24 protein-coding genes are annotated in these 25,195 nt (G+C 38.8%); 13 read left to right on the top strand and 11 right to left on the bottom strand.

All coding sequences use genetic code 11. The features are described from left to right. Positions 1-8 precede the first annotated feature (8 nt). Positions 9-821, top strand: a complete 813-nt coding sequence (eutC, locus tag F927_RS05520; protein WP_005082128.1) for an ethanolamine ammonia-lyase subunit EutC — start codon at positions 9-11, stop codon at positions 819-821. Positions 822-988: 167 nt separating this feature from the next. After that, positions 989-1,705: a glutamine amidotransferase gene (locus F927_RS05515; RefSeq protein ID WP_005082126.1), complete on the top strand. Its 717-nt coding sequence runs from the start codon at positions 989-991 to the stop codon at positions 1,703-1,705. Between the two features lie 427 nt (positions 1,706-2,132). Here the strand turns inward: F927_RS05515 and F927_RS05510 are convergent, their stop codons facing one another. Further along, complete coding sequence (locus F927_RS05510) at positions 2,133-3,860, bottom strand: glutamine--tRNA ligase/YqeY domain fusion protein (protein WP_005082125.1); 1,728 nt, start codon at positions 3,858-3,860, stop codon at positions 2,133-2,135. Positions 3,861-4,027: 167 nt separating this feature from the next. Between F927_RS05510 and F927_RS05505 the strand changes: the two genes are divergently transcribed. From F927_RS05505 to nfsB, 3 genes are all read left to right on the top strand, one after another. Next, the gene (locus tag F927_RS05505) at positions 4,028-4,537 is read left to right on the top strand and encodes a peptidylprolyl isomerase (protein WP_004638567.1); all 510 of its coding nucleotides are present in this window, start codon (positions 4,028-4,030) and stop codon (positions 4,535-4,537) included. A 21-nt stretch (positions 4,538-4,558) separates the two neighbouring features. Then, positions 4,559-5,275, top strand: coding sequence for a UDP-2,3-diacylglucosamine diphosphatase (locus tag F927_RS05500; protein ID WP_005082123.1), 717 nt, complete (start codon positions 4,559-4,561; stop codon positions 5,273-5,275). Between the two features lie 206 nt (positions 5,276-5,481). After that, entirely contained in the window at positions 5,482-6,135 is a 654-nt protein-coding gene (nfsB, locus tag F927_RS05495; RefSeq protein WP_005082121.1) for an oxygen-insensitive NAD(P)H nitroreductase, read from the top strand. 58 nt (positions 6,136-6,193) lie between these two features. Here the strand turns inward: nfsB and F927_RS05490 are convergent, their stop codons facing one another. From F927_RS05490 to tsaE, 7 genes are all read right to left on the bottom strand, one after another. Then, positions 6,194-6,817, bottom strand: coding sequence for an NAD(P)H-dependent oxidoreductase (locus F927_RS05490; protein WP_005082119.1), 624 nt, complete (start codon positions 6,815-6,817; stop codon positions 6,194-6,196). 69 nt (positions 6,818-6,886) lie between these two features. Beyond that, the gene (locus F927_RS05485; protein ID WP_005082117.1) at positions 6,887-7,483 is read right to left on the bottom strand and encodes a TetR/AcrR family transcriptional regulator; all 597 of its coding nucleotides are present in this window, start codon (positions 7,481-7,483) and stop codon (positions 6,887-6,889) included. 34 nt (positions 7,484-7,517) lie between these two features. Beyond that, positions 7,518-8,375, bottom strand: coding sequence for a DMT family transporter (locus F927_RS05480; protein WP_005082115.1), 858 nt, complete (start codon positions 8,373-8,375; stop codon positions 7,518-7,520). A gap of 78 nt (positions 8,376-8,453) precedes the next feature. Beyond that, the gene (gene hfq / locus F927_RS05475; protein WP_005082114.1) at positions 8,454-8,984 is read right to left on the bottom strand and encodes an RNA chaperone Hfq; all 531 of its coding nucleotides are present in this window, start codon (positions 8,982-8,984) and stop codon (positions 8,454-8,456) included. A 90-nt stretch (positions 8,985-9,074) separates the two neighbouring features. Beyond that, complete coding sequence (gene miaA, locus F927_RS05470) at positions 9,075-10,019, bottom strand: tRNA (adenosine(37)-N6)-dimethylallyltransferase MiaA (RefSeq protein WP_005082112.1); 945 nt, start codon at positions 10,017-10,019, stop codon at positions 9,075-9,077. 6 nt (positions 10,020-10,025) lie between these two features. Continuing rightward, a complete protein-coding gene (mutL, locus tag F927_RS05465) occupies positions 10,026-11,996 on the bottom strand; it encodes a DNA mismatch repair endonuclease MutL (RefSeq protein ID WP_005082109.1) in 1,971 nt (656 codons plus the stop codon). Continuing rightward, entirely contained in the window at positions 11,986-12,462 is a 477-nt protein-coding gene (gene tsaE / locus F927_RS05460; protein ID WP_005082107.1) for a tRNA (adenosine(37)-N6)-threonylcarbamoyltransferase complex ATPase subunit type 1 TsaE, read from the bottom strand. The genes mutL and tsaE overlap by 11 nt, the downstream gene beginning before the upstream one ends. A gap of 126 nt (positions 12,463-12,588) precedes the next feature. On the opposite strand from tsaE, the gene F927_RS05455 reads away from it, so the two are divergent. The 3 genes from F927_RS05455 to F927_RS05445 all read left to right on the top strand — a co-directional run bounded on the left by F927_RS05455 (position 12,589) and on the right by F927_RS05445 (position 14,448). Then, positions 12,589-13,488 (top strand): pseudouridine synthase, encoded by a 900-nt coding sequence (locus F927_RS05455; protein ID WP_005082106.1) that lies wholly within the window; start codon positions 12,589-12,591, stop codon positions 13,486-13,488. 109 nt (positions 13,489-13,597) lie between these two features. Further along, positions 13,598-13,906 carry a type II toxin-antitoxin system RelB/DinJ family antitoxin gene (locus tag F927_RS05450; RefSeq protein ID WP_004638556.1) on the top strand — a complete coding sequence of 103 codons (309 nt, stop codon included), beginning with the start codon at positions 13,598-13,600 and terminating at the stop codon, positions 13,904-13,906. Between the two features lie 98 nt (positions 13,907-14,004). After that, positions 14,005-14,448 carry a GNAT family N-acetyltransferase gene (locus F927_RS05445; protein WP_005082104.1) on the top strand — a complete coding sequence of 148 codons (444 nt, stop codon included), beginning with the start codon at positions 14,005-14,007 and terminating at the stop codon, positions 14,446-14,448. 37 nt (positions 14,449-14,485) lie between these two features. Here the strand turns inward: F927_RS05445 and F927_RS05440 are convergent, their stop codons facing one another. After that, on the bottom strand, positions 14,486-15,202 hold the full coding sequence (locus F927_RS05440) for a pseudouridine synthase (protein ID WP_005082103.1): 717 nt from the start codon (positions 15,200-15,202) through the stop codon (positions 14,486-14,488). 237 nt (positions 15,203-15,439) lie between these two features. On the opposite strand from F927_RS05440, the gene F927_RS05435 reads away from it, so the two are divergent. Together F927_RS05435 and F927_RS05430 are read left to right on the top strand one after the other, a co-directional pair. Next, positions 15,440-15,937 (top strand): glycine zipper 2TM domain-containing protein, encoded by a 498-nt coding sequence (locus F927_RS05435; RefSeq protein WP_005082101.1) that lies wholly within the window; start codon positions 15,440-15,442, stop codon positions 15,935-15,937. A 139-nt stretch (positions 15,938-16,076) separates the two neighbouring features. Beyond that, on the top strand, positions 16,077-17,078 hold the full coding sequence (locus tag F927_RS05430; RefSeq protein WP_005082099.1) for an LLM class flavin-dependent oxidoreductase: 1,002 nt from the start codon (positions 16,077-16,079) through the stop codon (positions 17,076-17,078). A gap of 143 nt (positions 17,079-17,221) precedes the next feature. Here the strand turns inward: F927_RS05430 and F927_RS05425 are convergent, their stop codons facing one another. Together F927_RS05425 and ppsR are read right to left on the bottom strand one after the other, a co-directional pair. After that, positions 17,222-19,309, bottom strand: coding sequence for a sensor domain-containing protein (locus tag F927_RS05425; protein ID WP_017394690.1), 2,088 nt, complete (start codon positions 19,307-19,309; stop codon positions 17,222-17,224). 298 nt (positions 19,310-19,607) lie between these two features. Next, complete coding sequence (ppsR, locus tag F927_RS05420) at positions 19,608-20,444, bottom strand: posphoenolpyruvate synthetase regulatory kinase/phosphorylase PpsR (RefSeq protein ID WP_004638549.1); 837 nt, start codon at positions 20,442-20,444, stop codon at positions 19,608-19,610. A 158-nt stretch (positions 20,445-20,602) separates the two neighbouring features. Here ppsR and ppsA point away from each other — a divergent pair, with 158 nt between their 5' ends. From ppsA to cyoA, 3 genes are all read left to right on the top strand, one after another. Continuing rightward, positions 20,603-22,981, top strand: a complete 2,379-nt coding sequence (gene ppsA, locus F927_RS05415) for a phosphoenolpyruvate synthase (RefSeq protein ID WP_004638548.1) — start codon at positions 20,603-20,605, stop codon at positions 22,979-22,981. 66 nt (positions 22,982-23,047) lie between these two features. Continuing rightward, positions 23,048-23,827: an RDD family protein gene (locus F927_RS05410; RefSeq protein ID WP_005082095.1), complete on the top strand. Its 780-nt coding sequence runs from the start codon at positions 23,048-23,050 to the stop codon at positions 23,825-23,827. 297 nt (positions 23,828-24,124) lie between these two features. Next, positions 24,125-25,195, top strand: coding sequence for a ubiquinol oxidase subunit II (cyoA, locus tag F927_RS05405; RefSeq protein WP_004638545.1), 1,071 nt, complete (start codon positions 24,125-24,127; stop codon positions 25,193-25,195).

The following is a 25,195-nucleotide window of genomic DNA, read 5'->3' as shown; positions in this document are numbered from 1 at the left end:
GAATATCGATGAAACTTAATCGTGACGTACATTATCCTACGCATTTACACCAAGATCAGTGGGAAAAACTTAAACAATTTACGGATGCGCGAATCGCACTTGGTCGTGCAGGTTGTAGCATACCGACACAAGCATTACTGGAATTTCAGCTATCACATGCTCAAGCACAAGATGCAGTCTATCAGAGCTTAGATACAACCTATTTATCTGAACAATTACAAAACAACTCACTTCAAAGCATTCATGTAAGTAGCAATGCTCAAAATAAAGAAATTTATCTAAAACGACCGGATCTCGGTCGACAACTGTGTGAGCGTTCCAAACAACAGCTCATGGCACAATTCAAAGATGCACAACCTTATGATGTATGCATCGTTGTAGGTGATGGACTTTCTGCACGTGCAATTGAAGCAAATGCGGTCCCTTTTATTTTGTCTCTAAACAAATATATTCAGCAACAAGATTGGCGACTTGCGCCAATTATTCTAGCAACAGGTAGCCGAGTTGCCTTGGGCGATGATGTTGCTCAAATCTTTAAAGCTTCGATGTTGGTCATGCTAATTGGAGAACGTCCAGGTCTTAGTTCACCTGATAGCATGGGGATTTACTACACATGGCATGCTCATACAGGATGCCTCGATTCACAACGTAATTGTATTTCGAATGTTCGCCCAGCAGGTTTGAGTATTCCAGTTGCCACACAACGTCTGATGAACTTAATGAAAGAATCAAAACGACTTGGTTTATCAGGCGTTGACTTAAAAGATGAACATCAAGTACCAGAAGTTCAAACAATGAGTCCAACGAGACTTCTTTTTTAATAACATTTAATCAAACGCGCTATTTATTATTGAAAGGTAGTTTTTTGGTCAAATCAATTTCATGATTTGCTACACTATGGCTTACTTCAGTCTGACTGGAAAGATAACTCAGACTGATTGCCTTGAAAAATAGCCCCAAAACCTATCTATCCGAAGAAATAATATCCATGAGCTTTGAGACAACACTGCCTAAAACAATTTATGCCATTCAACATCTCGCTTTTGAAGATTTAGGTTCACTAGAAGATCTGTTTTACCGACTCGGTTTTCGTGTCCGTTATTTTGAAGCGGGTGTTGATGACCTTACACCCGCACTTAATTATGAAGGTTTAACCATTGTTTTAGGTGGACCAATTGGGGTTTATGAAACTGAAGACTACCCTTTTCTTATTGATGAAATAGCAGGTTTAAAACAACGCTTAAAAGCCAACAAACCAACGCTCGGTATCTGCTTAGGCGCACAACTGATTGCACATGCGCTGGGTGCAAAAGTTTATGCAGGCCATCAAAAAGAAATTGGTTGGAGTCCGTTAGAAATCAAACCAAGTGCAGACAATCCCTTAGCTACACTTGAAAAGATTGAAGTTTTACACTGGCACGGCGATACTTTTGATTTACCTGACAATAGCACCCTGCTTGCCAGTTCTGCTATCTATCCAAATCAAGCCTTTTCAATTGGAAATAATATTTTAGCACTTCAGTTTCATATAGAAATTACAGAAGAAAGTTTTGAAAAGTGGTTGATTGGCCATACCTGTGAAATTCGCCAAGCAGGTTTATCAATTCCTAAACTTAGAGCAGAAAATCTCAATTACGCTTTGCAATTAGAACATAAGGCACAACACGTCATTCAAAAATTTCTTAGTCAGATCACTGTGATGTAATATTCTCGGCTTGAGCAAGTTAACTTTGATGAACTTGCTCAATTTTAAATAAAATCTATAAAACCAATCATAAAAATTAATACTGTTGGAAAAAACCTTAAAATATTACATTTGTTAAGCTTAGATTACATAACATACACATGAAACACATCAAGCACCCACAAGATAATTTGAAAAAATTTTATAATAAACAATAGAATATAAACATTATATGTTTTTGCATTTTGTTTATTTGCGTAGGTGGGTGATAGTTATGCTGAAGTTTCTCAAGAGTTTTCATACGATTAATACATATTTAATCGCATCAACAGTGCTACTTATTTTTCTTGTGATCTACTTTTATCTAAATCCCTAAAATGCAAAAAGCCCAATTACAAATTGGGCTTTTTATTAGATAACGAAGTCTCGCTCCAAAATAAATTTAAGCTTATTTTTTCTCAACTTTAAAACTATCTTTTAAATCAAGAATACGGTTAAAGACTGGCTTCTCAGCCTGATGATCATATTGATCTGCAACAAAGTAACCCTCACGTTCAAACTGGAAACGATCTTCAGGTTTTGCTTGTGCCAAAGCTGGTTCAATCACCGCTTGTACCACTTTCAATGATTCAGGATTTAGATTTGCCAGGAAATCATCGTCTGCATCTGGCGCAGCTTCAGTAAATAAACGATCATAAATACGAACCTCAGCAGGAACGCCTTTTGTCGCAGATACCCAATGGATCACACCTTTTACTTTACGACCTTCAGGATTTTTACCCAATGTATCAGGATCAATTGAACATTTCAGTTCAATGACTTCACCATTTGCATCTTTGATGACTTCATCGCATTTGATCACATAAGCATGACGTAAACGAACCTCACCCTCAGGAATCAAACGTTTAAATCCTTTTGGTGGAACTTCTTCAAAATCTTTACGATCAATATAAAGCTCACGAGTTAAAGGAATCACACGCTCACCCATATCGACATTCGGATGACGTTTATGTGTTAAATCTAATTCTTCAGGTAAATTGGTTAACGTCACTTTCAATGGATCAAGTACCGCCATACCACGCGCAGCAGTATTTTCTAGAGACTGACGTATGCAGAATTCAAGCATTGCCACATCGACAATCCCATCAGTTTTAGAAACACCAACACGCTTACAGAAATCACGTAAACCTTCTGCTGTAAAACCACGGCGACGCATACCCACAACAGTAGGCATACGTGGGTCATCCCAGCCATTTACATAACCACCTTCGACCAATTTACGTAATTTACGTTTTGAGGTAATAGTATAATCAATATTTAAACGCGAAGATTCATACTGACGTGGAACAGCTTTTGAGTGAACTTTCTCAACAATCCAGTCATAAAATGGGCGATGATCTTGGAACTCCAAAGTACAGAGTGAATGGGTAATTCCTTCAATTGCATCAGACAATGGATGAGCATAGTCATACATTGGGTATATTTTCCACTTATCACCTGTTTGGTGATGTTCGGAATGCAATACACGATACAAAATTGGATCACGCATATGGACATTTGGACTTGCCATATCGATTTTGGCACGCAATACAGCACCGCCCTCTTGGATTTCACCATTACGCATTTGTTCAAAACGCGCTAAGTTCTCCTCAACGGTTGCATCACGATACGGCGAATTTTTTCCAGGCTCAACGAAATTACCACGATTCAGCTTAATTTCTTCAGGAGATTGCAAATCCACATAAGCATCACCTTGTTCAATTAGTTGAACAGCCCATGCATAAAGTTGATCAAAATATCCTGAAGCGTAGCGAGGTTCACCATTCCAGTTAAAACCTAACCATTTCACATCATTGGCAATACCATCAACGTATTCTTGTTCTTCGGCATCAGGATTTGTATCATCAAAACGTAGATTACATAAACCGTCAAATTCTTCAGCGACGCCAAAGTTAAGACAAATTGCTTTCACATGACCAATATGCAAATAACCATTTGGCTCAGGGGGGAAACGCGTCACAACTTTTTGAGTACGTCCTTCTTTTAGGTCATCGGTGATTACCTGACGTACAAAATCTAAGCCTGCCTGTTGTTCTTGCTGCGCGTTATCGACAGAGGCATGCGTATTCGGTGTCGGGTTCTTTGGCAGTTCTGAAACAACATCATTTGGCTTCATAGGGTGTAAATCACTTCTTACAGTTAAAAATAGGGAATAAAAACGCAATCTTTACTTTTTCTGAAAGATTTTAACGTTTTTTACTTGCCTTGTAGTTTACAGTTTGCTTATGCTTCTCTCAACCAAAAACCCATGGTCAATTTGCCCATGTTTAGGAGATTAATGTAATGAGTTTTCCTCAAGTCGAATTAAATACCAACAAAGGTCGTATTGTTCTTGAGCTTAACGCTGAAAAAGCACCAAAAACGGTTGCAAATTTCTTAGAATATGTACGTGACGGTTTCTATGACGGCGTAATTTTCCACCGTGTGATTGATGGTTTTATGATCCAAGGCGGTGGCATGGACGAAAACTTCAAAGAAAAAGCAACACGTGACTCGATCGAAAACGAAGCTGATAATGGCTTAAGCAACGATGAAGGCACAATTGCAATGGCGCGTACTCAAGCTCCGCACTCTGCATCTGCTCAATTCTTCATCAATGTAAAAAACAACTCTTTCTTAAACCACACAGGTAAAACAGCACAAGGTTGGGGTTATGCTGTATTTGGTAAAGTGGTTGAAGGTATGGACGTTGTAGCTGCAATTAAAGGTGTGCGTACTGGTAACCGTGGTTATCATGCTGATGTTCCTTTAGAGAATGTAGTTATCGAATCTGCTAAAATTATCTCTGAATAATTTTATCCAACAGGATTCTTTGTGACTTATCTGTTTATTTCAGATTTACATTTGTCACCTGATCACCCTCGACTTGTTCGAGGGTTTTTAGCTTTACTCAAAGAATATCAAACTAAAAACACCCAGCTCTATATCCTCGGTGATTGGTTTAATGCTTGGATTGGTGATGATTACACCGCCCCATGGTTAGATGAAATTATCAATGCATTACAGAAATTTTCATCTGCTGGCAATCAAGTTTACTTCCAAGTGGGCAATCGTGATTTCGCTTTAGGTCAAAAATTCTTAGATCAATTCGACGGAATTTTGCTACCTGATGTCTATAACCTCGAAATCAACCACATGAAAATTCGTCTCGAACATGGCGATGCCCTGTGTACTGACGATATTGCATACCAACGTTTCCGCAAAGTGATTCGTAATCCTGTGCTATTGGGTTTAATAAAAAGAACGCCACTCAGTTTTAGACAAAAACTGGCCAATGGTTTCCGTAAAAAAAGTAGTGAAACCAAACAACTGAAAAGCTATGACATCATGGATGTGAATGCTCAAGCAGTACAATCTGCGATCGAACAAGTTGATTATTTAATTCATGGTCATACCCATCGTCCTGAAATTCATCAAATACAAAATAAACAAAGAATTGTATTGGGCGATTGGCGCACTGATTCCGCTTGGATTCTTGAATTGAATGAACAAAAAAATTATAAAATTGATTTTAAGAAATGGTCATATTGACCCTTTACAATGTGTGATATCAACCTTGCAAAATTAAAATGTGAGGGCATTTGATTAAAAAAAACTCTTATAAAAAGTTATAAGCTTGGCTATTTCAAATCACTGACATACGATTTTAATCTATATGAAAATTCACATTTAGCTACTTTCAGAAAAATAGATATCAAGTAGAATAAATTAAATTTTTAATAGAGTAGATATGGCGAATGGATACACTCGTTACAGCAAAAACACGATATGCAACAAAAGCTTATGATGCTGAAAAGAAAATACCAAAACAACAATTTGAAAAACTTTTAGAAGTATTACGCTTTAGTCCTTCTTCTGTAAATATCCAACCATGGCATTTTATTGTCGCTGAAACAGATGCTGCAAAACAAAGAATCGCAGCAGGTTTAACAGGCAACTATATCTATAACGCGGCAAAAGTATTGAACTCTTCTCACACCATCATTTTTTGCACTCGTACTGATATTTCAACTGAATATTTGGAACAACTCCTTCAACAAGATGAGTTGAGTGGTCGCTTTAAAGATGAAACAGCAAAACAAGGTCAGCGTGACACACGCCAAGGCTATGTTGAGTTTTATCGCAATGAATTGAAAAACCTTCCAGCTTGGATGGAAAATCAAACCTATCTCGCATTAGGACAGCTACTTTTTGCAGCTGGGCTTGAGGGGATTGATGCAACCCCAATGGAAGGCTTTGACCGTAATACAATTAATCAAGAATTTGGGTTAGCCGAAAAAGGACTCAAAGCATCCGTGATTGTATCGCTAGGTTATCGCAGTGAAGCGGACTTTAATGCAAAACTTCCTAAATCACGCTTAGCAGATGAGGTTATCTTTACACGTTTATAAATTTTAGACCAATGGCTGTGATCTAAGCAAAATATTAGAAGATCATAGCCATATTCCATCAACACGAACTGGGCTGTTTTATAGCTAAAATATCTTGATCTAATTGATTGAAAAAATCCTGTAAACCATCTGCTTGTATAAAATCGGCTCCATAAAGTATAGATGTTTGCACATCGTGAAGCCCGCAAAAACCAAATATACCTTCCACGATTTGTGTTTGTATCGCTTGAGTATAACCATGTTTATCGTAGCCAGCCTTATCCCCTGTTCCCGTTGCTATCAGTTTGACTGGGATATTTTTCAATTCACCTGTTAAGCGGCCTTGATCATCTATTTTATATGCCCAACCAAGTGTAAATACACGATCAAACCAACCTTTTAACATCGCAGGTACTGACCACCAATAAATCGGAAAAACAAAATAAACGATATCTGCCCGATCAAAGCGTGCCTGTTCAGACACGATATCAGGACCTACGACTTGCTGACCACGATAGGCCCCAAGATCAGCAATGGTAATCGCTGATTTAAAGTCTTCTTTATGTAAATCAGCAACTTCAACACTCATTCCTTGATGGGTTAAATGTTTGGCAATATGGTTCGCAATTTGATGTGATAAAGATGTAGAGTCAGGATGTGTAATGACAATCAAAGCATTTTTATATTGTTTAGAAATTGGCATGAGATTTTTTCCAAGCGTTATTACAACCCATAAGTTACCATTAGTAACTTATGTAAGCAATACACTTGGTCATTTTTGTCTGGTATTTAAATAATCATTTAATATTAGTAAAGTTGATTTCCCCATAACACGCTGGGCTATTTCTGCATCAATCACGCCATTACTTGCAGCAACACAAATTGTTTCCATCAATCCTGTTATCGCAATGATGATGGCTTCACCTTCTTGACCTTCAAGAAAAACAAAAGGAAGAATACCCTGCTTAAAAATTCCGATAAACTCCTGCTGACATTGCACCAAATAGTTTTGCAATATATCCGTACCAGAGAGAGCAGCAACCACCAAACCAACTTCAGGACCTGTTGCAATATGAAATTTCAAACACGCGCTACAAAAAAAATGAATTGTCTGATCTAGGCTCTTTGCATGTTGCGCTAATGCATCAGATAAATCCTGTTTCTGCTTGTCACTAAACTCCTTATAAATCGCAATTAATAAACCTTCTTTATCAATAAAATGCCGATAAGCGATTGGTTTGGTTATCCCCGCTTGTTGCGCCAAATATCCGAGTGTAAGCGCTTCCACGCCTTCTGTACGGATAATCAAACGTGCGACTTGTAACAACTGCTGCCTACGCTGTTCTTTGGTCAGCCTTTTTTCAACCATATTTCATCTCATTAAAGAACAATTCATACTGAAGTTACATCATTGCTCTGGCTAAACAAAGAACCGCCACGATACCAGAGACCAATCCAAGCCATGTATATCCTTTTAAACGTTCTTTGAATAAAACCACGCCACTCAATACACCTAGAATAACCACTAGAATATTCATGCCAGCAAAGACAATGGCAGGTGTTTCTTTAAATACCATGTGCGCTTTCACATACAAAGCAATGTTGGCAAAGTTAAGCCCACCTAAAATCAGACCCATAAAGATATTTTTAGGCTGCCAATGTGGTTGGGTTACTGCAAGATAGATAATTGATAAAACAAAAGCAGCTATAAAAGTTAAATTGAGTGTGACTGCAAACTGTAAGCCTAAGCTACTGCTGTATTTAAGTAATACATCAATAATCGCATAACCTGCCCAAACACTAAATAAGAACAAAGCAGATTTTAAGTTGATTGATTTATTAGAATGTTCCGTTGCTTGTCCAAAAATGATTGCTAAAATTGCAACAATACCTAGAACCACACCAATTAATTTCAAATGGCTAAATTGTTCGCCAAAAATAAAATAAGCTGCTAACAAAGATAGGATTACAGCCAACCGTTGTGCGATTTCTGTTTTTAGAATTCCCGCATATTGCAATGATTTAGCCAAACACAAAAAGATACTCGGCAATAGAACAGCTAAAATAAAAATTAACCACCAAGGTGTCTGGCTGAGTGATACATGGGTAATATCAGTTTTAAACCAATAGAAACATAAAATGCTTGCACTTAAATAGTTCCATGCAATCATTTGAAAAACATCAAATCCTTTAGTTTTGAAATATTTCAATAAAATCGAAACAATGACACTACAACAGGCTGCGGCAGCAATAAGTTCCATAATATCTATTCTAGCTTTTCAATAAACAAAAAAATGCCAGTCTACGTAGAGACTGGCATCTTAAAGATCATCAATCTATTAACGATTGTTTTCGTCGTCTTGACCATCTTCAAATTTAGTTTCGCTGTCAAAACCACCTTGACTGCCAAAACCGCCTTGACCACCAAAACCGCCTTGTTGACCACCGAAGCCACCTTGACCACCGAAGCCACCTTGACCACCGAAGCCACCTTGACCACCGAAGCCACCTTGACCACCGAAGCCGCCGCCTTGACCACCGAAGCCACCTTGACCACCGAAGCCGCCGCCTTGACCACCGAAGCCACCAGCAGCACCTTGACCACCGAAGCCACCTGTAGCGCCTTGTGCTGGGAATCCACCAGCACCTTGAGCACCAGCTGGACGTGGATTACGTGCAGGAACGACAGTAGAAATAGCATGTTTGTAAACCATTTGGCTTACAGTGTTTTTAAGCAATACAACATATTGGTCAAAAGACTCAATATGACCTTGTAGCTTGATACCGTTCACAAGGAAAATAGAAACTGGAATACGTTCTTTACGGAGAGAATTTAAGAACGGATCTTGTAAAGTTTGACCTTTAGACATTTTTAACTCCAAAAATTTTTAAATCAGCGCAAAAAAACTATCTTTATTTTTCAACTAAAAATTATAAAAAGACAGCCTGCGAATTTTGCTTTATCCCAAGAAGTTTCGCAAGTCTTCTTTCGCCTGCTTTATCGTCACGTAAGTTTTAAAATCGTGTATTTCTTGCAAAGAACGTAACCAAGTGTATTGACGTTTGGCAAGTTGCCGTGTCGCAAATAACGCTTTGTTCTCCATTTCTACTTTATTTTTGAGACTTAAGTCACTTTTTAATAAAAAATCTAAAGCTTGGCGATAACCCACAGAACGCATGGAGGGTAAACTATCATTTAAATCGTATTTTTTAATCAATTCCTCAACTTCATTTAAAAAACCAATGCTCCACATTTTGCTCAATCTTTGCTCAATGCGTTGATGTAATTCTACCCGATCAGGCATCAGTGCGTAGTTATGAAATGTGTAACGATACGGTTGATTTTTAGGCTGTTCAGCTTGTAGTTTTGTTATTGGCTCACCTGTGATTCGATAAACCTCAAGCGCACGAATAATCCGCTGTTTATCTGAAACTTTAAATTTCTCACCAGCAACTGGATCCACTTCAACCAATTCGTCATAAACAGATTGCCAACCTTCTGCTTCTGCTTTTGCCACAATTGCATCACGAATCACTTGATCCGCATTCGGTAAATTATCAGCAAGTCCCTCAAGCAAAGCTTTAAAATACAGCATCGTTCCACCGACTAAAATCGGTGTTTTACCACGGGCATGCATATCGTCAATGAGGGGGCAAACATCTTCAACAAATTGAGCAGCTGAATACACCTCCAATGGTGTAATAATATCAATCAGATGATGAGGATATTGCGCTTGTTCTTCTTGAGTCGGCTTTGCAGTACCAATATCCATATCTTTATAAACTAAAGCTGAGTCAACAGAAATAAGTTCATAATGACCACGCTCATAGAGTTCACATGCCAATGCAGTTTTACCACTTGCGGTAGGCCCCATTAAATTGATGACGGGCAATTGATTCGACATGTAAAACTACTCTCCTCGAGCAAATAATTTATCTAATTGGTGAAGTGGAAATGCGCGCCAAGTCGGACGGCCATGATTACATTGACTTGCAAATTCAGTTTGCTCCATTTGACGTAATAGAGCATTCATTTCAGACAAACTTAATTGACGATGAGCACGTACCGCCCCATGACATGCCATACCTGCCAAGAGCTCATCCCGTTTTTGTAATAAGCCACGTGCTTCATCATTTGGATCCAAATCATTAAGCAATTCTGGAATCAAATTTGAAAAATCAGCTTTATGCAAAATCGCAGGAACACCTCGTACAATCACTTGCTCATCGCCATACTGATCTATTTCAAGCCCCAAACGTTGTAACTGTGGCTGTAACTCTTCTATGCGTGTTGCTTGCATACGAGTAATTGATACCACTTTAGGAATCAGCAATTGCTGAGACACCCAAAATTCGGGTTTATCCCATGCGGCTTTCATTTGTTGCAATAAGATCCTTTCATGCGCGGCATGCATATCAACAATAATCAAACCTTCTGTATTTTGCGCCAAGATATAAATGCCATGTAATTGTGCAATTGCAATACCGAGCGGAAACTCATCTACTCGTGACTGTGCTACATCACGATCAACTGTATCATTGCCACTATCAAAAGCTATCGGAACGTCCGACTCTCTTAAAGGCGCTAAATAAGTTTTAAGTGCGTTATTGAGTTGACCTGAACCATTATATCGAGGCTGCTGTGATTGACCTGAATTGTAATGAACCGCTTGAGGGCGACTTTGATTAAATTCAGTGAACAGCTCAGTTGATATATCTGTTTGTTGATCTGATAACGGCTCGGTTACAACAGCTTTGTGTAAATTAAATTGTTCTTGGTATTTCGGCTGCGGTTGGTATTGTGCCGCTTGATGATCAGTTTCATCAACTTTCATCGCTTGAGCTAAATCAGCACTAGCCGTTTGAAATTGTGATAACGTCGCTTTGGCGTAATGACGTACGAACTCATGTACTTCACGTTGATTCAAAAAGCGAATCTCGTGCTTCGTTGGATGTACATTCACATCAATATTTTCAGGATCAACTTCTAAAAACAACAAATAAGAAGAATGCTGATGTCCATGCAAGATACCCTCATAGGCCATACGCAAGGCATGTGAAATGGTTTTATCTTTGACAATACGACCATTGACATAAACATATTGCAAATCTGCTTGAGCACGTGCATCAGATGGATGACCCAACCATCCAGACAAGCGCATATTGATACTTTCAGCATCAATCCAATACGCATTTTGAATAAACTGTTGGCCTAATAACTGCTGAACACGTTGATAACGTAACTCACCACTATCAGCAACTGGCAGATTTAACCGAATGTTGTCGTTATGCTCGAGTACGAAACGAATCTCAAAATGAGTCAAAGCCAAACGGCGTACAATTTCTTCTATATGACCAAACTCAGTACTCGGCTTTTTTAAGAATTTACGTCGAGCAGGTACATTAAAAAATAAATCCTGTACGCGGATGTGAGTGCCTTTTTGTGCGGCCACAGCTTGAATTTGTTGATGATCAAATGCTGTACCATTCACCTCGACTTGATAACCAACACCTTGTTCATCTTGGCTACTGGTTAAAGTCAGACGAGAAACGGCAGCAATAGAAGCGAGAGCTTCCCCACGGAATCCCAAACTGACAATTGCATGCAAATCATCTGCGGTTTGAATTTTACTCGTTGCATGACGCATTACCGCCAAAGGTAAATCTTCAGGATGAATACCATTCCCATTGTCGATAATCTCAATCAATGTGGCACCACCTTGCGCAACACGAATAATCAGCTCTGTTGCACCAGCATCAATTGAGTTTTCCAATAACTCTTTCACCACAGATGAAGGGCGTTCGATCACCTCACCTGCGGCAATTTGGTTAGCTAAAGCAGCATCAAGGGTATGAATACGACGAGTTGCATCATGCGCCATGCAATTGTTCCTGCAGCGTTTGGTATAAAGATTCAGAGTTCACAGTAATCGTCACAAATCGAGTCAGTTCATCATCTGATTTTTGGATATCAATCACAACATCCGGCTTAGGAATTTCATTGCCACCTTTTGATGGCCATTCAAATAAAAATAACGCATCTAGTGTTTCCAAATAGTCACGAATTCCCATTAACTCGAGTTCATAAGGATTATCTAAGCGATATAGATCAAAGTGAAAAATTTCTTTGCCTTGTATGGTATAAGGCTCTACCAAAGTATACGTTGGACTCTTTACCGAGCCTTGGTGTCCAAGACTTTGTAAGAAATAACGGGTGAACGTGGTTTTACCTGCTCCCAAATCACCAATTAAATAAATAATGCCTGAATGCACCAGCTGAGAAAGTATCTGTGCAAAACGTTGAGTGTCTTGTTCATGATTTAAAGTAAATTTCACTGAATACAACATGGCAATCAAAACAAAATTGGAATGACGGCTATGATAACATTGCCATGAATTAAAGCCTAATCAACTATATTGAAACTGGCTTATTTTACTCCGCTTAGATTAGGTTAATTTTGTTGTATGAAGTCCATGTTTGAATTTACTCCTCCTTTAATTGACGGTGTCAGTGCGAGTAAAGTCTTTTTACCGCACGGTATCACCATAAGCACAATTTTCGAATATCTATGCCAACATTTTGAGCACATTAAAATCGAAGAATGGCAACAACGCTTTGATGATGGATTAATATATTCAGCCGATGGTAAAAAATTAAAATCAGATAGCCCCTATACCGCCAATACACATATTTTTTACTACCGCTTTCTTGCTCACGAAGTACATGTGCCATTTCAATATGAAATCTTATTTGAAAATGAAGATTTACTCGTTGTCGATAAACCACACTTTCTCACCATGAGTCCTACAGGACAATACGTACAAGAAACACTACTCGTGCGCTTAAAAAAACAGACAGGTTATAAAGAGCTGACCCCAATCCACCGACTTGATCGTGAAACAGCAGGTGTAGTTTTATTCTGTAAAAAAGCAAGTGCAAGAGGAATTTATCAGCAGCTTTTTGCTGAAAGAAAAGTGCAAAAAATCTACCATGCAATTGCAGTGTATCGCCCTGAATTACATTTCCCACAAACGGTAAAGCTACATTTAGAAAAAGGCTTGCCTTTTTACACCATGCAAGTCAATTTAGAAAAACCAAGTAATACTGAAACTTTGATTGAGCTGTTAGAGCACAATAAATCCCACGCAAAATACTTACTTAAGCCCCAAACAGGTAAGCAACATCAATTACGAGTCCACCTGAACTATTTAGGTATCCCCATTCTAAATGATGAGTTTTATCCAGTTATCGCGCACAAATCGAGTGATGATTTCTCTAACCCTTTACAGCTACTTGCAAAGGAAATCTTTTTCAATGATCCAGTCTCAAAACAAGAAATGCACTTCAACTCCAAGCTTGAATTGACATTGTAGATACATCGTAATGACAAAAATTCTATATTTTCACTTCAAAAATATTGAAATTACATTGTGATCGTTTAAAATACATGACGATAACTAAAAATATTTGGTCTTATTCTTCATGCGAAAAACAGAAGTTTATCAGGTTCGACTTGATTCACAGGAAAAGAAGCAAGCTTTTGCTGTCTTTAAACAACTTGGCATATCCCCTGCCCAAGCAGTGCGTCTTTTTTTCAAACAGGTTGTTCTTACAAAATCGATTCCCTTTGCAATCGAAAACCAAAATATAAACATGGAACAACTACTTAAATTGCGTAAATCGAAGGCTGCAGCCTCAAATGAGAATCAACCAAGCATAGATGTTGAAGATGATCACGAGGATTTATTTGAAGAGTTGAATGCGCTTTTAGGGGAAAGTGACAAAACTTAACAATGTTGCATTTATACACAAGTTTTTATTTTTTAAGCTGATTCTTTTTCGCTATTCTGTCATTCCGAATAAAACTATAAACTCAAGGATGGATAGGAATGATCGTAAAGAGAGCGGCGAAAGAAGATCTTCATCAACTTGCAGTTTTATTTGATGAATATCGCCAATTCTACGGTGCCTCATCAAATGTTGCGCAATCTTATCAATTTTTAAATCATCGCTTTGAAAACAAAGACAGCGTTATTTTCATTCATGTAAAAGATGAAATTTTTACAGGATTTGTTCTTCTTTACCAAGCTTTCTCATCAGTATCTTGCGAAACCTACTATATATTAGATGATGTCTATGTCACGCCAAGCTTTAGAAAGCAAGGCTCTGCCAAACAACTGATTGACACTGCAATTTTATTTGCACGGCATGAAAATGCTCAACGTATTAGTTTGGAAACCCAACGTAATAACTACCAGTCGCATCAACTTTATGAAAAAATGGGTTTTATTCATGACGATGAGTTTAAGACTTTCCATTGTTTTTTGAAATAAAAATGCTCTAAACGAAACGTTACTGTTAATACAAAATTCATTCTGTCTCAAGCGGAATATTTTGACTTAGTTGCTTTTGTTGTGGCGTTAAATAATCCCAATGCCCTTCCTCTAAATTTGGTAACTCAAGCAAGCCAATCTGTTGCCGATGTAAACGTTCAACTTTATTTCCTACTGCTGCAATCATCCTCTTGACTTGATGATAAACACCTTGATGAATCGTCATTGCAAGTTGGCGCTCTGAAATCAGCTTAATATCTGTAGCTGCGTAAATACCCTTTTCATTGCGTAATTCTACCCCCAGCTCTAATTGTTGCTTTTGTTCAGTTGTCACTGGGTCAGCCGTGGAAACACAATAGACCTTCGGAACGTGTTTCTTTGGATGAGTCAATGCCTGTAAATATTGACCATCATCAGTCAAAAGTAGAAGTCCTGTCGTATCCTGATCCAATCGCCCTACACACTGCACACCACGATGAATGAAAATCTCAGGGAGTAAACTAAATACGCTTCTATGATGGGTTGCTTGATGCGAACATTCATAACCTTGGGGTTTATGAAGAACGATATAAATATGTTCTCGATATTGATATCGTTCACCAAAAACTTGGAAACTCAAATCCTCTGTACTAAAGTTCTGTTTAGGATGATCACAAGTCTGATTATCTATGCTAACAGCCCCATTTTTTATCAGCTGCTGACAATACTTACGCGAACCAAAGCCTTGTGATTGCAGAATTTTTTCCAGCAACATAATAGAATCCAAATCAAACTTGTAGTTATTGTACTTGATTCTTTTTCCTTCCGTTGCTTAGTTTCTGTTCATCAACATTTATTCATAATTGATCCATTTGTAAAACAACGCATACAAAACCCTCAACAAACGCCATCAATCTAATGAAACTGCTCCATACTTTCTGACAAGAGTCTTGTTAAATTTATCTCAAGTTAAAAGAATATTGTCCATGCAATGAGGACAAGGAGCTTCAGAATGAAATCAAATATTTGGTTATGTAGTATTTTTTTTGCAGCAACATCGATGGTGACTGTTGCGCATGCAGATAATACAACGCGTGTCGCGGCCACATCTGCTCTAGGAAGCGTTGTTGGTACAGCAGTCGGCAAAGAGCTCGGTGGTCATACAGGCGCAATGATTGGTTCAGCGATTGGTGGTGCTGGTGGTGCTGCTGCTTCTAGCAATAAACGTAATCGGACTGAGGCAGCCATCGGTGGGGGCTTAGGTGGAGTTGGCGGCTACACTGTGGGTAATAACATGGGTGGTACTAACGGTGGATATATTGGTGCAGCTGTTGGTGCGGCAGGTGGTGCTGCGTTAGGTAATAAAGTTGCTCAAGATCGAGATGCCGATCGTCGCTATGACCGCCGCTACGACAATCGCCGTTCATATGATAATCGTCGCCATTATAAATCGAACAAAAAATATCGTCACGATAATGGATTACATCGTGGTTGGTATAAAAATCGATAAATCTATTTTTAATACCTCCTTAGCACCTTCGGGTGCTTTTTTTGATTTTAACAATAGATACAAATAAATCGATAAAATCCGATATACAAACCCCATCTATATATCGTATTATCTCGATATATAAGATTGAGTATCTAAAATGAAATCATTAAAAGAGATCAAATTCTCTATTTTAGAATTAGCTCCCGTACGAGATAATCAAAGTATTGAATTTTCCTTACGTCATGCAATGGAATTGGCACAGCATGCTGAAAAGCTGGGCTATGAACGTTTTTGGCTTGCTGAGCATCATAATATGGATGGGATTGCCAGTTCCGCAACTGCTGTCTTATTGGGTTTCATTGCAGCACACACTCAGAAAATCCGACTAGGATCAGGTGGCATCATGCTCCCAAATCATGCCCCACTAGTCGTCGCAGAACAATTTGGCACTTTAGCAACACTCTACCCAAATCGCTTTGAACTTGGCTTAGGTCGTGCTCCTGGTACCGACCCTGTTACGATGCGTGCATTGCGCCGCGGCCGTCAAGAAACTGAAGATCAGTTCCCTCAAGACGTCCTTGAAATTCTACAATATTTTAAACAACCCACACCCAATCAGAAAATTGTTGCGACCCCAGGACAAAATACACACGTCCCAGTATGGTTATTGGGTTCAAGCTTATTTAGTGCACAACTTGCTGCAAAACTCGGTCTTCCCTATTCTTTTGCCTCACATTTCGCACCTAGAATGCTCGCTCAAGCAATCGACATCTATCGTGAGAATTTCCAAGCCTCAGAATATTTGGATCGACCTTATGTGTCTATGGGAATACCAACTGTTGTGGCGAGAACAGATGATGAGGCAAAATTTTTAGCCACCAGCTCATATCAAAGAATATTAAATCTAATTCGAGGTCACAGCCTTAAACTTAAAGCTCCAGTTGAATCTACGGATGGCCTTGCGAGTAGTGCTGAGCAATTAGCAATTCAGAACTTTTATGCAATGGCCCAAATTGGTTCTCAAGACACTGTCAAAGCTGGGCTCAATGAAATTGCCACTCAATATGACGTAGATGAATTTATTTTTACATGTGACATTTACGACACACAAAAACGCTTAGATAATTTTAGTTTATTGATGGATCTAAAAAATCAGTAATACTCAAGATAAAACCATTAAGGCTTATTTTATATAAGTCTTAATGATCCATAAGCCCAAGAGCACCAAAGGTCTATGAATATTTCAATCATGGCTTGCATATAGACAGAAATGGCTTAAGGAAATGTAGTTAATCGCAATCCTTAATAAAGACGCACCCCACGTTTCATCATATGGGTTGCCTGTTGAGCATTCACAGCACGACTAAATAAATAACCTTGTCCTATTGAACATCCAAACTGCTTTAGTAGTTCTAATTGGTCTGAGTTCTCAATACCTTCTGCAACGATATCCAACGCTAACTTTGGTCCCAACGCAATAATGGCTTGAACAATAGCTAAAATCGCCTCATCCCCATTCATTTGACGAATAAATTCACAATCAATTTTTAAACAATCAACTGGATAGTCTCTCAATCGCGTTAGTGAAGAATGCCCTGTTCCAAAGTCATCCAGTGCAATCTTAACACCTTGTTGTTTGAGCAAGTTTAAAGCCCTGATTACATAGTCTGAACCACGGTCATCCAGAATATGTTCTGTGATTTCTATTTCAACCAAATGATGCGGGATCTTGTAGAGGTTCAAACGTTGCAATAGACGTTCAGCATAATTATCCTTGAGAAATTCAACAGGTGCGGCATTAATCGAAATTGGAACTACCGCCAATCCTTGCTCAAGCCACATAGCAATATTTTTAAAAACTTTATTTTGGATTGCATCGCTAATTCTTGTCGCTAATACATAATCTTGAAAAGCTTGTTCAATATGACAAGGCGAATGGATGTGCTTGTCATCTGTTTGCCAACGCAATAGGGCTTCAAATCCGACAACTTTTCCGTCTGATAAACGTACCTTAGGTTGATAGAATGGAACCATCAAATCATCACGAATGATATGACGCGCTTGGTTGAGTTGTACTGCAATGTTTTGCGCTGCAATCTCCATCTGTTGATTAAACATACGGAAACCGCCTCTTCCTGTCGCTTTTAAATCATTCAAGGCAGTATCCGCACATTTCATTAAGTTTGAGGAGTCTTTTGCATCTCTCGGATATATCGCGCAACCAATGCTCATACTGCCATTGATTAAGTTTCCAGCATAAGTAATCGGCGCATCGAGTTGCCGACTGACATCTATTGCTATTTTTTCAAGCTCTTGTTCATGCTCTATTCCATTCACTAGAATTGCAAACTCATCACCACCTAAACGCGCTACAAAGGTATTTTCTGGCAAAGTGTTTTCTATTCTCTTTGATAAAATACGCAGTAAATGATCCCCAGCTGCATGTCCAAGTGTATCGTTGACATGCTTAAAATAATCTAAGTCTAATAAGATCAAGCCCAGAAATTTTTCACTCTTTTTATGTCTTTGCAATGCGCGTTTAAGTTGTAGCTTAAAGAAACGACGATTATAAAGTCCTGTTAACTCATCAAGCTCACTGGAGATACGCAATTGAATTTCAGTTTGTCTTTGCGCTGTCACATCACGTGACATACACAAGATCTGCACGATTTGACCTTTATCATTTAATATCGGCGTAAGTAAATTATCCCAGTATTGCTTATTTTCCCCTTCACCACTCATGCCTCGAAAACGTGCTGTTTTACCTTTAAGTACCATTTTCAAAGCATAATTAGCTTTAGAGCGGATTTCAGGTGCTAATAGCTCAGTCCATTTCATACCAAAGCGATGATTGTTCTCAGGAATATTAAGCGCGATACATCCCGTTCTATTGACATGTAATAGATAGCCATCTAAATCTAATAACTTGATACAGTCCACACTATTATCAAGCATATTGGTCTGTGCATTTATACACTGCACTAAATTATGTTGGTATTGTTTTGTTTCATGAATATCGACACTATTGATGAACCAATGCGCTTGCCCACTCTGATCAGCCTCTACAAATTTTGCTGATAATAAAAACCAGCGATAAGCACCAGACTGATGTCGCAAGCGACACTCAACCTGAAAAGGCGCTTTAGTAGCAAATGCCTGTCGCCATTCTTTTTGAAAGACAGCAATATCTTCAAAATGAAGCAAGTCCATCCAATTATTTTGGAATTTTTGAAATTCATTTATCCCGATATACTCTTGACTGACCTTATTAAAAAAATAAGCATCACCTTGGTCTGAGAGCAACCAAACTAGACTCGGTATATGATTAAAAACGTTTTGCTGGACTTCGTTCATTTGATGGTTTGATTGAAAAGTTAAAGCCGAATTCACATGCTTCTTAAGTAACTTTACTGGTTTTGCATCTAAACAGGATTCTTTACTTAAAGATGCTCAGTTGCAACAAAAACCATATACCACCAATAGCAAAAGTGAGATTTGTATCACAATATTTTAACACAAATGTGCATAAACTTACATAGCAAAGCGTATTTTATGTTAACTGGGTTTTGTTATTCAACATCAATTATTTAATTTTAATTCGCTATCTATTTCAAATTTAACTGCATAAATCACAACAAAAAAAATATAAAAGGCTACTTCCTTTAGATCAGTCAGTAGCCATAATCAACTAACCAATACGACGTTTCAGACCTGTCATCTGTAAAACTCGTGTAGAGATCTCTTCAATTGACATCTCAGTAACATTTAAATATTTGATCCCTTCAGAAATATAAATCCCTTCTATCGCACGTAACTCCATTTGACACTGGCTAAAACTTGCATAGCGACTATTCGCTTTCCGTTCATTGCGGATGGCCACTAAACGCTCCGCATCAATCATCAGTCCAAACAACTTATTCTTGTGTTCTCTTAGAATTTTCGGCAAGCGGTTGTCATCCAAATCCTCTTCAGTGAGTGGATAGTTTGCTACTCGTATCCCAAATTGTAATGATAGATAAATTGATGTTGGCGTTTTTCCTGAACGAGAAACACCAATTAAAATAATATCTGCTTTGTCATAATGGCGTGTACGCGCCCCATCATCATTGTCTAATGCGAAATGTACTGCATCAATGCGTGCTTTATAATACTCTGAATCTGTTACCGCATGCGTTTGTCCAACCAATGTTGTTGGTGGTGTACCTAACTCCTGTTCAAGCTTGCTAATTAGCCCTTCAAAAACATCCAAATTTACGGCTTTGGCAGTATTAATAATTTCACGAACATGAGGATCAACCAAAGTATCAAAAACCAGAGGTAATGAACCATCACGACTTTGACAAGCGTTGATCTCCACAGCAACATTCATTGCAGCTTCTTCAGTCGTGATATACGGCATAATATGAATATCAAAATCGACATTTGGAAATTGTGCAAGTAGTGAATGTCCAAGGGTTTCTGCAGTAATCGCGGTGCCATCTGAAATAAAAAATACGCTCCGTTTAATTTGTTTACTTTCGGGCATCAAAATTCTCCTTAAACATTTGTCTTAGTGCTCTATAATCTTTATAGTAAACTCATCTAACATGACTGTCGCTTAGTAAAACGCTAAATCTAAGCACATTCGTATAATTTCATACCAATGATGGTCATTCATACTGCAAAAAAAGTGGAGTAAATACTTTGGAAGCGCGCGTAATCGGTCTGGAAAAATTAGGAAAACACGATGTCGAACTCGTAGGTGGGAAAAACTCATCTTTGGGTGAAATGATCAGCCATTTATCCAATGCTGGTGTATCGGTACCTGGTGGTTTTGCTACAACTGCAGCTGCCTATCGTGAGTTCTTGGATCAAAGCGGCTTAAATGCTCGAATTCAGGCTGAACTTGCACAACTTAATGTTGATGATGTTATCGCGCTTGCTGAAACAGGTGCAAAAATCCGCAAATGGATTGTTGATACACCACTTACAGAAACATTAGAACAAGAAATTCGTGAAGCATTTACAGCACTTTCAAACGGTAATCCAGACATCGCTGTTGCTGTACGTTCTTCTGCAACCGCAGAAGATTTACCTGACGCGTCTTTTGCAGGCCAACAAGAAACTTTCTTAAACATTCGCGGTATTGATAATATTCTGATTGCAATTAAAGAGGTTTTTGCTTCTTTATACAATGACCGTGCAATCGCTTATCGTGTACACCAAGGTTTTGAACATAGTGTTGTAGCCCTTTCTGCTGGCGTCCAACGTATGGTTCGTTCTGAAACTGGCGCTGCGGGTGTTATGTTCACACTTGATACAGAATCAGGTTTCCGTGATGTGGTATTCATTACCGCATCTTACGGTTTGGGTGAAATGGTTGTACAAGGTGCAGTAAACCCTGACGAATTCTATTTATCAAAACCGCTTTTAAATGCTGGTAAGCACTCTGTTCTACGCCGTAATCTTGGTTCAAAACACCAGAAAATGATTTACGGTGAAGAAGGTTCTGCTGGTAAATCAGTTGTTGTTGTCGATGTTGAAAAACCTGAGCGCCAACAATTTGCATTAAATGATCATGAATTACACGAGCTTGCAAAACAAGCCTTAATCATCGAACAACATTACGGTGCTCCAATGGACATCGAATGGGCAAAAGATGGTGATGATGGTCAAATCTATATCGTTCAAGCACGTCCTGAGACTGTAAAAAGCCGTCAGAATGTGGGCACAATGGAACGTTACCTATTAAAACAACGTGGTACAGTAGTTTGTGAAGGTCGTTCAATTGGACAACGTATTGGTTCGGGTAAAGTACGTGTTGTAACCTCAATCAAAGAAATGGATAAGGTACAAGACGGTGACGTACTTGTGTCGGACATGACTGACCCAGATTGGGAACCAGTAATGAAACGTGCAGCAGCCATTGTGACTAACCGTGGTGGTCGTACATGCCACGCAGCAATTATTGCACGTGAGCTTGGTGTGCCTGCGATTGTCGGTTGTGGCAACGCAACAGAAGTACTCACTGACGGACAAGAGGTGACTGTATCTTGTGCTGAAGGAGATACAGGTTTTATTTATGAAGGTTCGTTAGACTTTGAAGTGCAACGCAATTCAATTCACTCTATGCCATCATTACCGTTCAAAATTATGATGAACGTGGGTAACCCTGACCGTGCATTTGACTTTGCTCAAATTCCAAATGAAGGGATCGGACTTGCACGTCTTGAGTTCATTATTAACCGTATGATTGGTGTACACCCGAAAGCATTGTTAAACATCGAGAGCCTTCCTCGTGAAACACGTGCAGCGGTTATGACACGCACTGCTGGCTATTCATCTCCTATCGAATTTTATGTAGAAAAGTTAGTTGAAGGTATTTCAACTCTCGCTGCGGCATTTGCAGAAAAGCCTGTGATTGTTCGTATGTCTGACTTCAAATCGAATGAATATGCCAATTTAATTGGTGGTAAATTATACGAACCAGAAGAAGAAAACCCAATGTTGGGTTTCCGTGGTGCAAGCCGTTACGTATCTGACAATTTCCGTGACTGTTTTGAACTTGAATGCCGTGCGTTGAAAAAAGTTCGTGATGAAATGGGCTTAACCAACGTTCAAATTATGATCCCTTTTGTTCGTACCGTTTCTGAAGCAAAACGTGTTATCGAACTCCTTGCTCAAAACGGTTTAAAACGTGGTGAGAACGGCTTAAAAGTGATCATGATGTGTGAGTTGCCAACCAATGCGTTATTGGCAGAACAATTCCTTGAACACTTCGATGGCTTCTCAATTGGTTCAAACGATTTAACACAGCTTACACTTGGTTTAGACCGCGATTCTGGTATCGTTTCTCACTTATTTGACGAACGTGATCCTGCTGTGAAAGCTTTGTTATCGATGGCAATTCATGCTTGTCGTAAAGCAGGAAAATATGTAGGTATCTGTGGTCAAGGCCCTTCTGATCACCCTGATCTTGCAAAATGGCTCATGGAACAAGGTATTGAGTCTGTGTCACTTAACCCTGACTCAGTTCTAGATACTTGGTTCTTCTTGGCTGAAGAAAAAATCAAGCAAGCTTAACTATTATTTTAAAAGACCCCCTAGGTGGGGTCTTTTTTCATCATTTGTGATAGAGATTTAGAACATATGCAAATTTACTTGGCACGTAATAATCAACAAGCTGGTCCATACACACTAGAACAAGTCAATCAAATGCTTGCAAGCCAACAAGTTCTACTTACTGATCTTGCTTGGCATGAAGGTATGAGTGAATGGAAAACGCTCGGTGAGTTAACCCAAGGAAAACTTGTGTATGAACCAATCGGTCATACATCAACTCCATTTCCATCACCACAGCCTACCGAGACTGTATCTGCTACACAACAATACCAAGCAAAAACCTCAGCAGAGGAAACAAAAACTGTCGAGCTTGCATCAATTGGCTCACGAGCTTTTGCTAAAGCAATTGACTTTATGTTGTGGCTTCCAATTGCAATAATTCCATCATTTTATTTTACTGAAGAACAGCACGGACAGCTTGCTGATATTCAAAAACAAATGCAGGCGGCTGAATTTGCTTCTGCCAAAGCGGCTGAATTACAACAACAAATCTTTCAGCTTATCCCTCCTGAAGCATGGCAAAGCATGATGATTTACATAGTCGTTATGCTCATGGTTCAAGCATATTTCATTGCTAAATCTGGTCAGAGTATCGGCAAAAAATTAACTCGTATCAAAATTGTGGATGTAGAAAATAATAATCAAGTTAGCCTCATTCGTGCTTTTTGGCTTCGTAGTGTTGTTTTTATTATCCTAAATTTGCTGCTAGTTCCAATCATTACCATCATTGATTATGCATTTGCAATCAGCTCAAACCGACAAACTTTGCACGATAAGTTCGCAAAAACCAAAGTGATTAAGCAATAATTACAAATCGATAAAGAAAAGAGGATTTATTCCTCTTTTCTTTATATTAAGCTGATATTTATAGAAAAAGCATATAGCCAAATAACAATCCTTACAAAATAAATCGGGTTTTAAAACAAGCATTTCAGACCACTTTATCAGTAGCTTAGTTTTTCAATATGAGGCATAATGCCCAACAACGTAGCGGTGTCGCATGATTGCTAAGCATTTCACAAAAAATTCTTATCATTCATGCGACACTTTAATCGCTATCCCATAATTTAATTAGGGAATGGGACTCTTCACCGAGGTTGTAAAATGAGACAAACGATTTTAGCTGTATTGTCTTTATCAACGCTTGCTGTGCTCTTAACCGGGTGCGGTGGTGATATGGTACTTCTAAACAATAAAGGTCCAGTTGGTCAAGGTCAAAGTAGCCTAATGATGACTGCGATCTATCTCATGCTATTGGTGGTTATTCCATCAATTGTTATGGCATTGTGGTTTGGTTGGAAATATCGCGCGTCGAATAAAGATGCAGACTATAAACCTACATGGGCACACTCTACAGCAATTGAAATTGTTGTTTGGGGTATTCCTGTCATTATTATTGGTATTTTAGCTTGGTTAACTTGGTGGGGTTCCCACAAGTACGACCCTTACCGTCCGTTAGAGTCTGATAAAGCTCCATTAACGATTCAAGTTATTGCTGAACAGTTTAAATGGATCTTTATCTATCCTGAGCAAAACATTGCAACGGTAAATGAAGTACGCTTCCCAGAACAAACGCCTGTAAGCTTTAAGATTACATCTAACTTCACAATGAATTCATTCTTCATTCCACAGTTAGGTGGTCAAATCTATGCCATGGCAGGTATGCAAACTCACCTCCATCTATTGGCAGATGAACCTGGTGTATTCCGTGGTATCTCAGCAAACTATTCAGGCTACGGTTTCTCTCAAATGCGCTTTAAAGCACATAGTGTAACTGATGCTGAATTTGCACAATGGGTAGAAGCTGTTAAATCGGGTCAAGGTAATACCGTTGTAGTTGACGAAAATGGCACTACAGCTATTCAAAAAGGTACGCTTGATCAAGCTGAATTAGCAACGCTTAAAGATGGCAATCGTTCTAAACATCAGATCGACGCACTTGTAGCAAGAGCAAAGACTCCAGAAGAAAAGAAAGCGGCTGAAGAAATGAAGCCTTATCCAACTGAGCCACATGCTGTGACTTATTATTCTTCAGTTGAGCCTAAATTGTTCGAATCTGTTATCAATCATTATATGAGCAACTATCATGGTGCAGACCACTCAGCGTCAACTGAGCATGCAACTGAAGCGACTCATACTAATGATGAACATGCCACAGCTTCTGCAGAGGAATAA

The sequence above is a fragment of the Acinetobacter haemolyticus CIP 64.3 = MTCC 9819 genome, from assembly GCF_000369065.1.
Lineage (GTDB): Bacteria > Pseudomonadota > Gammaproteobacteria > Pseudomonadales > Moraxellaceae > Acinetobacter > Acinetobacter haemolyticus.
The sequence above is the reverse complement of the archived record's forward strand: the minus strand, read 5'-3'. Positions and strand labels throughout refer to the sequence as shown.

What these genes read in the sequence shown, in the direction of transcription:
- F927_RS05435 (WP_005082101.1), top strand. Translation starts at nt 15,440, where the DNA reads ATGAAATCAAATATTTGGTTATGTAGTATTTTTTTTGCAGCAACATCG.
- miaA (WP_005082112.1), bottom strand. Translation starts at nt 10,019, where the DNA reads ATGTCGAATCAATTGCCCGTCATCAATTTAATGGGGCCTACCGCAAGT.
- F927_RS05510 (WP_005082125.1), bottom strand. Translation starts at nt 3,860, where the DNA reads ATGAAGCCAAATGATGTTGTTTCAGAACTGCCAAAGAACCCGACACCG.
- mutL (WP_005082109.1), bottom strand. Translation starts at nt 11,996, where the DNA reads ATGGCGCATGATGCAACTCGTCGTATTCATACCCTTGATGCTGCTTTA.
- F927_RS05505 (WP_004638567.1), top strand. Translation starts at nt 4,028, where the DNA reads ATGAGTTTTCCTCAAGTCGAATTAAATACCAACAAAGGTCGTATTGTT.
- F927_RS05410 (WP_005082095.1), top strand. Translation starts at nt 23,048, where the DNA reads ATGCAAATTTACTTGGCACGTAATAATCAACAAGCTGGTCCATACACA.
- cyoA (WP_004638545.1), top strand. Translation starts at nt 24,125, where the DNA reads ATGAGACAAACGATTTTAGCTGTATTGTCTTTATCAACGCTTGCTGTG.
- F927_RS05430 (WP_005082099.1), top strand. Translation starts at nt 16,077, where the DNA reads ATGAAATCATTAAAAGAGATCAAATTCTCTATTTTAGAATTAGCTCCC.
- F927_RS05445 (WP_005082104.1), top strand. Translation starts at nt 14,005, where the DNA reads ATGATCGTAAAGAGAGCGGCGAAAGAAGATCTTCATCAACTTGCAGTT.
- ppsR (WP_004638549.1), bottom strand. Translation starts at nt 20,444, where the DNA reads ATGCCCGAAAGTAAACAAATTAAACGGAGCGTATTTTTTATTTCAGAT.
- F927_RS05515 (WP_005082126.1), top strand. Translation starts at nt 989, where the DNA reads ATGAGCTTTGAGACAACACTGCCTAAAACAATTTATGCCATTCAACAT.
- F927_RS05490 (WP_005082119.1), bottom strand. Translation starts at nt 6,817, where the DNA reads ATGCCAATTTCTAAACAATATAAAAATGCTTTGATTGTCATTACACAT.
- tsaE (WP_005082107.1), bottom strand. Translation starts at nt 12,462, where the DNA reads ATGTTGTATTCAGTGAAATTTACTTTAAATCATGAACAAGACACTCAA.
- F927_RS05485 (WP_005082117.1), bottom strand. Translation starts at nt 7,483, where the DNA reads ATGGTTGAAAAAAGGCTGACCAAAGAACAGCGTAGGCAGCAGTTGTTA.
- hfq (WP_005082114.1), bottom strand. Translation starts at nt 8,984, where the DNA reads ATGTCTAAAGGTCAAACTTTACAAGATCCGTTCTTAAATTCTCTCCGT.
- F927_RS05450 (WP_004638556.1), top strand. Translation starts at nt 13,598, where the DNA reads ATGCGAAAAACAGAAGTTTATCAGGTTCGACTTGATTCACAGGAAAAG.
- F927_RS05440 (WP_005082103.1), bottom strand. Translation starts at nt 15,202, where the DNA reads ATGTTGCTGGAAAAAATTCTGCAATCACAAGGCTTTGGTTCGCGTAAG.
- eutC (WP_005082128.1), top strand. Translation starts at nt 9, where the DNA reads ATGAAACTTAATCGTGACGTACATTATCCTACGCATTTACACCAAGAT.
- nfsB (WP_005082121.1), top strand. Translation starts at nt 5,482, where the DNA reads ATGGATACACTCGTTACAGCAAAAACACGATATGCAACAAAAGCTTAT.
- F927_RS05480 (WP_005082115.1), bottom strand. Translation starts at nt 8,375, where the DNA reads ATGGAACTTATTGCTGCCGCAGCCTGTTGTAGTGTCATTGTTTCGATT.
- F927_RS05455 (WP_005082106.1), top strand. Translation starts at nt 12,589, where the DNA reads ATGTTTGAATTTACTCCTCCTTTAATTGACGGTGTCAGTGCGAGTAAA.